The organism is Mycobacterium sp. WUMAC-067 (assembly GCF_020217485.1).
Taxonomy (GTDB): Bacteria; Actinomycetota; Actinomycetes; order Mycobacteriales; family Mycobacteriaceae; genus Mycobacterium.
The window spans coordinates 95,257-105,768 of the sequence record NZ_JAEKMI010000009.1 but is presented as its reverse complement, the minus strand read 5'-3'; the positions used below and the strand labels follow the sequence as shown (position 1 = coordinate 105,768).

Genomic DNA, 10,512 nt, shown 5'->3' with positions numbered 1-10,512 from the left:
GCCGCGCTTGCGATCGCCACTAAGCTTCGGCGAGCGCCACGCTCACCGCGACCGCGCCCGCGCCGACGTGCAGCGCCAGCACCGGCCCCAGCTCGGTGACGATCGCCGGCTCACACGCCGGTAACCGCTTGCCCAGCGCCGTCGCCACCTCGGTGGCGCCGTCCGGGTTGTTGACGTGGTGCACCGCCAGGGCGGCCGTGCCGTCGCCGACGACCTGGCAGACCCGCTCGATCATCGCCTCGGTCGCATGACTGACGGTGCGCACCCGTTGGGCCAGAACGAGTTTCCCGTCGTCGATACGCAGCAACGGTTTCAGTGCGAGCGCGGTGCCCAGCCACGCCTTGGCGCCCCCGATGCGGCCGCTGCGGCGCAGGTTGTCCAGCCGGTGCACCACGATGAAGGCGTGCCCACGGTCCACGGCCGAGCGCGCAGCATCCGCGACGGTGTCCAGGTCACCGCCCGCGGCAGCCGCCCGTGCCGCGGCCACGGCGACGAATCCGGTGCCCATCGCGGCCGACTTGGAGTCGACGACGCGCACGTTGGGATCCAGGTCGGCCGCGGTGCGTTCGGCGGCGCGGCACGTTCCCGACAGCGCCGACGAAAGGTGCACGGCCACAACGCCGTCGGCGCCGCTGTCGGCCAGCGCCTGCTGGTAGGCGTCGGCGAGTTCGGCCGGGGTGGCCGCCGCGGTGGTGGCCGCGAGTTTGTAGATGTCGTCGGGGATGTCGTCCACGCCGTCACGCAGGTCGGCGCCGTCGAGCAAGATGTGCAGCGGAACGACGCGTATCCCCCACTTTTCGAGCAGGTCGGCCGGCAGACGCGCCGACGAATCGGTCACCACCACGACAGTCACGAGCGCTACCCGCGCGGCTTCTCGGTCGACACGCCGGCCTGATTGCGCGGCTTCTCCTCACCGCGCTGCGCGCGCTGCATCGTCGCCACGCCGGCCTCGGCGAGCGCCTTGAGCATCAGCTCCGCGACCGCCTGGTGGGCTTCGAAATTCCAGTGGATGCCGTCGGGGTTTCCCCGTCCGCTCATCACCTGTTCGGCGACGGCGGCTTTCAGATCGACCAGGGGCACGTTGTGGTTTTGCGCCCATTCGGTGATGGCGGCCGCCGTCCCGGCGCGGCCGTGGTGCGCCCTGCCGTAGGTGTCGGCGATGTGCACCGACGGCAACGACGCCACGATCGGGATCCCGGGTCGGTTGAAATCGATTGCGCCCCGGGTCTGTTCGAGGTAGTCGGCACTCAGGTGCGGCGGCAGGGCGGGCCTGGCCACCGGGGAGAGCCTGGGCTGCAGCCACCCGTAGCCGTCGCGGACCCAGCGCCGCAGCCGGGGCGGCCGCACGTAGCGGATCAGCTCACGCAGCGCGGTGGGCAGCACCGACGGCAGCGAATCCATGCCGCCGGTGGCGAAGATGACGGCGCCCGCCCGCGGCAGCGCCGCCCACGCCCGCGGGTCCTGGGTCGCCGCCCACCAGACGTCCCGACACGTCCAGCCGATCCGGCCGATCAGCTCCACATCCCAATCCAATTGGGCCGCAACGATGTTCGGCCAGATTCGGGGATCGTCGGCGGGCAGCCCCCCGGTTGGGCCGTAGTAGGCCAGCGAGTCGGCGAAAATCAGCAGGGTGGGCCGGTGCCGCTGCTCAGAGGACATCGTTGGACACCTGTGCCGAGGCGTTCCACACATCCAGACGCCAACGGATGCTCTCGAATTCGTCGCCCTCGTCCCCGGAATGGCCGGACAGCTGAACCCAGCTGGCGTTGCCCATGCCACCCAGAATCGGCCAGTTGCCGACGGGAAGCTTCAGCAACGCGGCCGACAGCGCGGCGATCAGTCCGCCGTGGGCCACCAGCACCACCGGGCGGTCCGGGCCGTCGGGATCGCCCCATTCCGGTTCTGCGGAGGCCAGTTCGGCGACCAACGGCACGCTGCGCGCCGCGACGTCCACCCGGCTTTCGCCGCCATGCGGGGCCCAGGTGGCGTCCTCACGCCAGGCCAGCCGGGCGCCGGGGGCCTGCGCGTCGACCTCGGTGTGGGTCAATCCCTGCCAGTCGCCGAGATGCGTCTCCCGCAGCCGCTGATCCACCCGGATCGCCAAGCCGGTCCGCTCCCCCAGCCTGACCGCCGTGTCGTAGGCGCGATGCAGATCCGACGACACGATGAGCAGCGGCTGCAGCTTGCCCAGTACCTCGGCGGCCGCGATGGCCTGTGCGCGCCCGAGTTCGCTGAGTTCGGAATCGAGCTGGCCCTGCATCCGGCTGCCGGCGTTGAACTCAGTTTGCCCGTGCCGCAACATGATCAGCCGACGAATCATCATTGCGCGCTCGGGTCTTCGGAGTCCCCGTCGGGCTCGTCCACCTTCACCGGCACCACCGGGCAGTCGCTCCACAGCCGGTCCAGGGCATAGAAGTCACGGTCGTCCTGGTGCTGGATGTGTACGACGATGTCGCGATAGTCGAGCAGCGTCCAGCGGCCTTCGCGGGTGCCCTCGCGGCGCGCGGGTTTGTAGCCCGCCTTGCGCATCTTCTCTTCGACCTCGTCGACGATGGCGTTGACCTGTCGCTCGTTGGATGCCGAGGCGATCACGAAGCAGTCGGTGATGGCGAGCTGGGCGGAGACGTCGATGACGACGACGTCGTCGGCGAGCTTCGCGGCTGCGGCGCCGGCGGCGACCGTCGCCATGTCGATGGCTTCCTGGGTGGCGCTCACGTTGGCTCCTCGCCGCCCGGCTTACGGTAAAGCCGCCGCTTGGAGACGTACTGCACGACGCCGTCAGGCATCAGGTACCACAGCGGGCGGTGGTCCTCGGCGCGGCGGCGGCAGTCGGTCGACGAAATCGCCAGCGCCGGAATCTCGACGAGCGTCAACGCGTCGTCGGCAAGCTCGCCCAGAACGCCGGTGATGTGGTCGTGGCTCAACTCATAGCCGGGGCGGCTGACGCCGACAAAGCGAGCCAGGTCGAACAGTTCCTCCCAGCCCTGCCAGGACAGGATGGATTCCAGCGCATCGGCGCCGGTGATGAAGAACAGCTGGGAATCCGGGTTCAGCGCGCGCAAGTCGCGCAGCGTGTCCTTGGTGTAGGTGGGGCCGGCGCGGTCGATGTCGACGCGGCTGACCGAGAACCGGGGATTGGACGCGGTGGCGATGACCGTCATCAGATACCGGTCCTCGGCGGCGGAGACGTGCCGATCCTTCTGCCAGGGCTGACCGCTGGGCACGAACACGACTTGGTCGAGGTCGAACAGGTCGGCGACCTCACTGGCGGCAACCAGGTGGCCGTAATGGATGGGGTCGAACGTCCCACCCATCACTCCTAACCTGCGAAGCTGCTTTTGCACGATGTGCCAGCTTACTTGAGGCGGTGAGCAGGGCCGTGGCGCGGCGAGGTCCTCACACGGGCAGCAGCTGGTCGATCACCGCGGCCAACTGCTTGGCGGACCGGCATTCGTGCATCGCGATGACCTCTTGATAGCGCGGCACCGCCGAGTCGCCGCTTCCCCACAGATGCTTGGGCTCGGGATTCAGCCAGTGCGCGTGCCGGCTGGCGGTCACCATGTGGGACAGGAGCTCGATCTCCGGGTTGCGGTAGTTGGTGCGGCCATCCCCGAGCACCAGCAGCGAGGTACGCGGGCAGAGCACGTTGGGGAACGCCTGCACGAACGACGCAAACGCGTTGCCGTAGTCGGAGTGGCCGTCGCGGCTGTAGACGCCCGACTCCCGGGTGATCCGCTGGATGGCCACGGCCAGGTCGGCTTCGGGCCCGAACATGTGGGTCACTTCGTCGGTGGTGTCGATGAAGGCGAACACGCGAACGCGTGAGAACTGTTGGCGCAGAGCATGTACCAGAAGAAGGGTGAAATGACTGAACCCGGCGACCGAGCCGGAGACATCGCACAGCACCACGAGTTCCGGCCGCGCCGGGCGCGGCTTGGCCAGCACCACGTCGATCGGCACCCCGCCGGTGGACATCGACTTGCGCAGCGTCTTACGGAGATCGATCGACCCGGCCCGGCTGCGCCGGCGGCGCGCCGCCAGCCGGGTCGCCAGGGTCCGCGCCAAGGGCGCCACCACCCGACGCATCTGGCGCAGCTGCTCTCCGGAGGCGCGCAAGAATTCCACGTTCTCGGAAAGCTGGGGAATGCCGTACATCTGAACGTGATCGCGTCCCAGTTGCTCGGCCGTGCGCCGTTTGGTCTCGGCGTCGACCATCTTGCGCAACTGGGTGATCCGCTGCGCCGCAAGGGCTTTGGCGATCTCCTCCTGGGAGGGTGTGGGTTCGTCGCCGTAGGAGGCGAGCAGCCCCGCCAGCAGCTTGCCCTCGAGTTCGTCCAGGGCCATCGCCTTGAGCGCCTGATAGGACGAGAAGGACGGGCCCCGGCTGGAACTGTATTTTCCGTAGGCCTCGACGATCCTGGCAATCATCGCCACGAGGCGCTCGTCCATGTCGGCGAGATCGGGGTTTTCGGCCAGCAGATCCAGCAGCATCTGGCGCATCGCCTCGACGTCGTCGGGCGGCAACGCGTTGTCGTCCGGGGTGTCGCCGGCCTCATCCTCGGTGACCACCGCGCGGGCGCCCAGCGCCGCCGGGAACCACAGGTCGAACATGGCGTCATAGGTGTCCCGATGATCCGACCGGCGCAGCACGGCGCACGCGATGCCCTCGCGCAGCACCTCGCGGTTGCCCAGCCCGAGGGTGGCCATCACCCGGCCGGCATCCACCGTCTCCGACGGGCCGACCGAAATCCCCGCTCCCCGAAGCGCTTCCACGAAACCGACCAGGTGCCCGGGCAGCCCGTGCGGGGCGAGCGGCCGGGAGGGTCGGATGCGGCGGGCGGCCATGGCGGTCTTCCTAGTTCAGCCGCAGCTCGCCGGTCGCGCGCTGCTGGTCGGATTGATGTTTGAGGACCACGCCCAGCGTGGCGGCGACGACCGCGTCGTCGATGGTGTCCAGTCCCAGTGCAAGCAGCGTGCGGCCCCAGTCGATGGTCTCGGCGATGGACGGGACCTTCTTGAGTTGCATCCCGCGCAGCACGCCGATGATGCGCACGAGCTCCTCGGCCAGATGGGCGGGCAGCTCGGGAACCCGGGACAACAGGATGCGGCGTTCCAGGTCGGGGCTGGGAAAGTCGATGTGCAGGAACAGGCAGCGACGCTTGAGCGCCTCGGACAGTTCGCGGGTCGCGTTGGAGGTCAGCACCACCAGCGGCGTGCGCTCGGCGCTGATCGTGCCCAGTTCGGGGACGGTCACGGCGAAGTCGGACAACACCTCCAGCAGCAGGCCCTCGATCTCGATGTCGGCCTTGTCGGTCTCGTCGATGAGCAGGACCGTGGGCTCGGTGCGCCGGATGGCGGTCAGCAGCGGACGCTGCAGCAGGAATTCCTCGCTGAACACGTCATCCTTGGTCTGGTCCCAGTCGCCGGAGCCGGCCTGGATGCGCAGGATCTGCTTGGCGTGGTTCCACTCGTAGAGCGCGCGGGCCTCGTCGACCCCCTCGTAGCACTGCAGGCGGACCAGGCCCGACCCGGTGGCCTGGGCCACGGCGCGGGCCAATTCGGTCTTGCCCACGCCGGCCGGGCCCTCCACCAACAACGGCTTGCCGAGCCGGTCGGCCAGGAACACGGCCGTCGCGGTGGCGGTGTCGGGCAGGTAGCCGGTCTCGGCCAACCGCCGCGAGACGTCGTCGATGTCCTCGAACAGCGGCTTTGACCGGGCGGGCACACTCACAATCGGTTCTCCTAAAACACTTTCTCCACGGGGGTATCAGGCCGGACGAGTCTGTCCGTCTCCCCACGCGATCCATTTGGTCGACGTCAATTCGGGCAGTCCCATGGGGCCGCGGGCATGCAATTTCTGGGTGGAGATGCCGATTTCGGCTCCGAAACCGAACTGCTCCCCGTCGGTGAAGGCCGTGGACGCGTTCACCATCACGGCCGCGGCGTCGACGGCATCGGTAAACCGTTGCGCCGCAGCCATATTCGTCGTCACGATGGCCTCGGTGTGGCCGGTGCCGTATTCGTCGATGTGGGCGATCGCGGCGTCGATACCGTCGACCACCGCCACCGCGATGTCCATCGACAAGTACTCGCGTCGCAGATCGTCCTCGTGCGCGTCCTGAGAAAAGCCACCGTGCACGGTCACACCGGCGTCTTGCAGGGCGGTCACCAGCCGCGGCAGCGCCTCCTCGGCGATCGTGGTGTCGACGAGCAGCGTCTCGGCGGCGTTGCAGACGCTCGGCCGACGCGTCTTGGAATTCAGCAGGATCCGCTCCGCCACGTCCAGATCGGCACCGTCGTGCACGTAGACGTGACAGTTGCCGACCCCGGTTTCGATGGTGGGCACCTGCGCGTCGCGAACCACCGCGTTGATCAGGTTCGCTCCGCCGCGCGGGATCACCACGTCGACCAGGCCGCGGGCCTGGATCAGATGCGTCACCGTGGCGCGGTCGTCGGACGAAAGCAGCTGCACCGCATCGGCCGGCAGGTCCTCGCTGACCAGCGACGCCCGCAACACCTGCACCAGCGCCTTGTTGGACCGGGTCGCCGATGAGCTGCCACGCAACAGCACGGCGTTGCCCGACTTCAACGCCAAACCGAACGCGTCGACCGTCACGTTGGGCCGGCCCTCGTAGATCATCCCCACGACGCCGAGCGGAACCCGCTGCTGGCGCAGCTGCAGCCCGTTCGGCAAGGTGTAGCCGCGCAACACCTCCCCGACGGGATCGGGGAGCCCGGCGACCTGACGCAGGCCCGCGGCGATGCCCTCAACGCGCTTGGTATCCAAGGCCAGTCGATCGAGCATCGCGGTCGGGGTGCCGGCGGCGCGGGCGGCCTCGACGTCTTCGGCGTTGGCGGACAGGATCAATTCGGCGTGGGCGTCAATGGCCTCGGCCGCCGAACGCAGCGCCTGGTCTTTGGCGACGGTCGGCAACAACGCCAGGACACGGGAGGCCACGCGGGCGCGGCGGGCGGCGTCGTGCACCTCCCGGCGCAAGTCAGGCTCCCCCCGTTGGGCCGCTCCGCTGCGGAATGGTGCCTGCAGACTCATTGAACCAGGGTATCCGGCCGCAAAAGCCCGGGTAACGCGGCCCGTTCTAGCCCGCCATCCCGACACGACTAACGTCGGGCCCCATGGCAGGCGTATGTGTAGTCGGCAGCGTGAACATCGATCTGTCGCTGGGCGTCGACGCCCTTCCGCGGCCCGGCGAAACGGTGTTGGCGTCGTCCTTGACACAGGCCCCCGGCGGCAAGGGCGGCAATCAGGCGGTGGCGGCGGCGCGCGCGGGTGCGCGCGTGCAGTTCGTCGGTGCGGTCGGCGACGATGCCGCCGCCGAACAGTTGCGTGCCCACCTGCGGGCCAACGGCGTCGGGCTCGACGGGGCCGTCGAAATCCCCGGGCCGAGCGGCACCGCCATCGTCGTCGTCGACGCCAACGCGGAGAACACCATCGTGGTCGCGCCGGGCGCCAACGGGCGTTTCACGCTGACCGACGACCGCGCGCGCAGCGTGGTAGCCAACTGCGATGTGATGCTGACCCAGCTGGAGATTCCGGTCGACACGGCGGTCGCGGCGGCGCAACACGCTCGTTCGGCCGGTGCCGTCGTCGTCGTGAACGCCTCACCGGCCGGCCAGGATCCCGCCTCGCTGGGCGAGTTGGCGGGCACCGCCGACGTGGTGATCACCAACGAAGAGGAAGCCAACGAATGGCCTTGGCGCCCAACGCACCTGGTGGTCACTCTGGGTTCGCGCGGCGCCCGCTACTCCGGCGCCGACGGCGAGTACTCGGTGCCCTCCCCCTCGGTGGACGCGGTGGACACCACCGGCGCCGGCGACGTGTTCGCCGGTGTGCTGGCCGCGAACTGGCCGCCCAATCCCGGCTCACCCGATGAGCGGCGGCTCGCGCTGCAGCGCGCCTGCGCGGCGGGCGCGCTGGCCACGCTGGTTCCCGGCGCCGGGGATTGCGCGCCGGACGCCGACGCGATCGACAAGGCACTTCAGAACGCGTCCTAGCGGCTTTGCCGCTGACGTCGTGGGCGATGCGGTGCATCGGCGACGTGCTGGCCCGCGGCGGCCTCACCGGAACCTACGGGCGCTTGCCTTCCGGCATGAGGGCGGCTACCTCACGCAGCGCCAGTCCGGTTGTCGCCGTGGCGAGATCGCCTCGAGTGAGCGCCAGCGCGGCGGACTGCACAGCCGCGGCGGCGTGAGTGTAAAGCGCGGAGCCGGTACTGATGCGCTTGACTCCGGCCGCCGATAATTGCGCCACCGTCGGCGTCTCCGACTTGGTACCCACCACAAGGTTGACCGGCTTCGGAGCGACCGCTTGCACAATCGCCCTGACCGCCGCCATGTCCGGCGGATATGGCGCGTAAAGGACGTCGGCACCGACCTCCGCGAATGCCGTCAGCCGACGGATCGTGTCATCGAGGTCGTTGCGACGATGCAAGAAGTTATCGGTGCGGCCGGTGAGCACGATGCGGCCCCGCGCAGCCTGGGCTGCCGCGCGTACTCGCGCGACGGCGTCGTCGAAATCACGGATCGGGTCAGCCGGGTCGCCGGAGGTGTCCTCCACCCCGATGCCGGCCAGACCGGTGTCGATCGCACCGCGCACCGTCGCGGCCACATCTTCGGGTGTCGCGCCGTAGCCGTCCTCGAAGTCGCCGTTTACCGGCAAACCGCTGACTTCCATGAGCAACTTCGCGTGCGCCAGATGTTCGGCTGCGCTGACGGCGTGGCGCCCGTCCTGGCGACCCAGCGTGGCGGCCAGCGCCGCCGACGAGGTGCCTAACGCGGCGAATCCTGCATTCCTGAAGATCAGCGCAGACAATCCGTCCCATGCGTTGGGCATCACGAATGCTTCGGCCTGCTGATGCAAGGCCAGGAATTGCTCATAGCGTTCGGGTTGGGTCATCACGCTGTCCTGTCTGTGTGCGCTACTGCCAACGGTGGATCCACACACGGCTACCTCTTATGTCCTGTGCCGATCATGCTTGTCTCAGCAACAACTTTCGCATCAACCCTCGTTGTAGTCGGGGAAAGCGACCGGACCCGTCTCGCCTACCAGTACGAGGGTCATGTCGCACACACTGAGACACCTCTCCTCGAGGAACAGGCCAGAGGATACGACGACCGAGCTGCGGCCGATGCCACCAATCCCGATGCCCACCTTGATCGTTGCGGGCCAGAACGCCTCGGCGAGAAAGTGCACCACATTTTGCGAAGTCACCAGCCGCAAGCCACGATTCGTCGGATGGTAGGTCCCAGGGACATACTGCTCGTTGATTCGCGCTCGCGCATCTTCGTGCAGGGCTTCCAACCCCAGATGGTTGAGGTGGCCATTCACATCCATGTCGCTGTAGCGAGCTTCCGCTGTCCCGACGATCGGGTAGACGCTCAGCACGCAGCGACACGGATGCGGCCGACTCGTTGTCGTTAGCCACTCCGCGGAGACGGCGTGTTCATACTGCATGGCAATTCACCCTCTCGACGTTCTAGTGTTCGCGCGATTATCGGACGACTCGCGCGTGAATGACGCCGTGGTCCATTCCAGACACGACAGTGCCAAATCTGGCGAGTTTGCCTAGCAACCAATGATTATCGGCTACTGCGGAAACACATAGATCTTCGTGAGGTCCAAGAAGGTCGATGAGCGATTCAAGCATCACGGTGCCGATGCCTCGCATCTGATAGCGATCTTCAACCAGGAAACCCAACTCTCTACAATTATCCGAAACCAATGCAGCACTGGCGAATCCGACCACGTGGCCAGGATGTCCCTCGGGGACCGCGACAACGGCGAAATGCTCGTTACCGCCGTCCAGCAGCGACCGCAGATAGGTTTCGGGGAAAATCGCGCTAGACGCAAGCCATCTCGAGTAGCGCGTCGCGAGGCCACAACGGCAGTGCATGGCAACCAACGCGGCGCCATCCGTCCTGCGGAGTTGTCGGATCTGCACCGAACGCCCTCGACCGGCGACCGCGCAGCGTGGGGGCGGCGTGGCGAGGACGCGTTCGCGAACCATCGGCATCACGAGAAACCTCCGGACATCTGCTCCGCTGTTATGGGCTCCGTGCTGCGGCGCCAGCCAAGGTATTGAAGGGTTGCGAACGCCAGCGTGTATGCCGCGGTCGCCAGCGTGAACTTCGCGCCGGCGGCCGTGAACGGAAGGGCTCCGGTGAGCACACCACCGACAGCCCCCACCGCGTACAGGAGGTTGGCGACGACGACAGCCATGCCGGCGGAGCGCACAGCCGGTAGCCAGGACAGGCCCAACACGATGGCGCCGTAGACGATGAAGAAAACTTGCAGGCCGTACTCGAAAGACGCTGGAATGCCTGAGAATTCGGTCACCCAGCCGGTCAGCCCCGTTACGCCGAAGAAGCCGCTGATGAGCGCATCCGCACGCATCGCGCGGCGCAGCAGCCCGTTGCGGCGATCGGTTTGGGTCATCGTGTTGGCGGACATGCATTTCCTCTTCTCTCGTTCGGCGCGGAATGGGTCACGCGCAG

At 67.9% G+C, this 10,512-nt stretch carries 13 protein-coding genes; 1 reads left to right on the top strand and 12 read right to left on the bottom strand.

The genetic code is table 11. From position 1 onward, the window contains the following. Positions 1–19: 19 nt before the first annotated feature. From JF781_RS08885 to JF781_RS08850, 8 genes are read right to left on the bottom strand one after another with little or no spacing between them, the layout of a single operon-like run. A complete protein-coding gene (locus tag JF781_RS08885) occupies positions 20–853 on the bottom strand; it encodes a DegV family protein (protein ID WP_225327128.1) in 834 nt (277 codons plus the stop codon). A gap of 5 nt (positions 854–858) precedes the next feature. After that, the gene (gene octT, locus JF781_RS08880; RefSeq protein ID WP_225327127.1) at positions 859–1,659 is read right to left on the bottom strand and encodes a diglucosylglycerate octanoyltransferase; all 801 of its coding nucleotides are present in this window, start codon (positions 1,657–1,659) and stop codon (positions 859–861) included. Beyond that, positions 1,649–2,323 carry a glucosyl-3-phosphoglycerate phosphatase gene (gene gpgP, locus JF781_RS08875; protein ID WP_225327126.1) on the bottom strand — a complete coding sequence of 225 codons (675 nt, stop codon included), beginning with the start codon at positions 2,321–2,323 and terminating at the stop codon, positions 1,649–1,651. The genes octT and gpgP overlap by 11 nt, the downstream gene beginning before the upstream one ends. Continuing rightward, positions 2,320–2,715 carry a ribosome silencing factor gene (gene rsfS, locus JF781_RS08870; protein WP_225327125.1) on the bottom strand — a complete coding sequence of 132 codons (396 nt, stop codon included), beginning with the start codon at positions 2,713–2,715 and terminating at the stop codon, positions 2,320–2,322. The genes gpgP and rsfS overlap by 4 nt, the downstream gene beginning before the upstream one ends. Beyond that, complete coding sequence (gene nadD, locus JF781_RS08865) at positions 2,712–3,344, bottom strand: nicotinate-nucleotide adenylyltransferase (RefSeq protein WP_225327124.1); 633 nt, start codon at positions 3,342–3,344, stop codon at positions 2,712–2,714. Before nadD ends, rsfS begins: the two co-directional genes overlap by 4 nt. A gap of 52 nt (positions 3,345–3,396) precedes the next feature. Next, on the bottom strand, positions 3,397–4,845 hold the full coding sequence (locus JF781_RS08860; protein ID WP_225327123.1) for a VWA domain-containing protein: 1,449 nt from the start codon (positions 4,843–4,845) through the stop codon (positions 3,397–3,399). A 10-nt stretch (positions 4,846–4,855) separates the two neighbouring features. Next, complete coding sequence (locus tag JF781_RS08855) at positions 4,856–5,731, bottom strand: MoxR family ATPase (protein ID WP_225327122.1); 876 nt, start codon at positions 5,729–5,731, stop codon at positions 4,856–4,858. Between the two features lie 36 nt (positions 5,732–5,767). After that, complete coding sequence (locus JF781_RS08850) at positions 5,768–7,051, bottom strand: glutamate-5-semialdehyde dehydrogenase (protein ID WP_225327121.1); 1,284 nt, start codon at positions 7,049–7,051, stop codon at positions 5,768–5,770. Positions 7,052–7,134: 83 nt separating this feature from the next. On the opposite strand from JF781_RS08850, the gene JF781_RS08845 reads away from it, so the two are divergent. After that, positions 7,135–8,013, top strand: a complete 879-nt coding sequence (locus tag JF781_RS08845; RefSeq protein ID WP_225327120.1) for a ribokinase — start codon at positions 7,135–7,137, stop codon at positions 8,011–8,013. A 73-nt stretch (positions 8,014–8,086) separates the two neighbouring features. Here JF781_RS08845 and JF781_RS08840 read toward each other — a convergent pair whose 3' ends face one another. From JF781_RS08840 to JF781_RS08825, 4 genes are all read right to left on the bottom strand, one after another. Beyond that, a complete protein-coding gene (locus JF781_RS08840) occupies positions 8,087–8,914 on the bottom strand; it encodes an isocitrate lyase/phosphoenolpyruvate mutase family protein (protein WP_225327119.1) in 828 nt (275 codons plus the stop codon). Between the two features lie 102 nt (positions 8,915–9,016). Continuing rightward, positions 9,017–9,403 (bottom strand): thioesterase family protein, encoded by a 387-nt coding sequence (locus JF781_RS08835; protein ID WP_225327118.1) that lies wholly within the window; start codon positions 9,401–9,403, stop codon positions 9,017–9,019. Positions 9,404–9,509: 106 nt separating this feature from the next. After that, positions 9,510–9,959: a GNAT family N-acetyltransferase gene (locus tag JF781_RS08830; RefSeq protein ID WP_225327117.1), complete on the bottom strand. Its 450-nt coding sequence runs from the start codon at positions 9,957–9,959 to the stop codon at positions 9,510–9,512. Positions 9,960–10,030: 71 nt separating this feature from the next. Beyond that, entirely contained in the window at positions 10,031–10,468 is a 438-nt protein-coding gene (locus tag JF781_RS08825; RefSeq protein WP_225327116.1) for a hypothetical protein, read from the bottom strand. Positions 10,469–10,512: the final 44 nt, after the last annotated feature.

Coding starts and splice junctions, on each gene's coding strand:
- octT (WP_225327127.1), bottom strand. CDS start 1,659: ATGTCCTCTGAGCAGCGGCACCGGCCCACCCTGCTGATTTTCGCCGAC.
- gpgP (WP_225327126.1), bottom strand. CDS start 2,323: ATGATGATTCGTCGGCTGATCATGTTGCGGCACGGGCAAACTGAGTTC.
- JF781_RS08860 (WP_225327123.1), bottom strand. CDS start 4,845: ATGGCCGCCCGCCGCATCCGACCCTCCCGGCCGCTCGCCCCGCACGGG.
- JF781_RS08850 (WP_225327121.1), bottom strand. CDS start 7,051: ATGAGTCTGCAGGCACCATTCCGCAGCGGAGCGGCCCAACGGGGGGAG.
- JF781_RS08845 (WP_225327120.1), top strand. CDS start 7,135: ATGGCAGGCGTATGTGTAGTCGGCAGCGTGAACATCGATCTGTCGCTG.
- JF781_RS08840 (WP_225327119.1), bottom strand. CDS start 8,914: ATGACCCAACCCGAACGCTATGAGCAATTCCTGGCCTTGCATCAGCAG.
- JF781_RS08825 (WP_225327116.1), bottom strand. CDS start 10,468: ATGTCCGCCAACACGATGACCCAAACCGATCGCCGCAACGGGCTGCTG.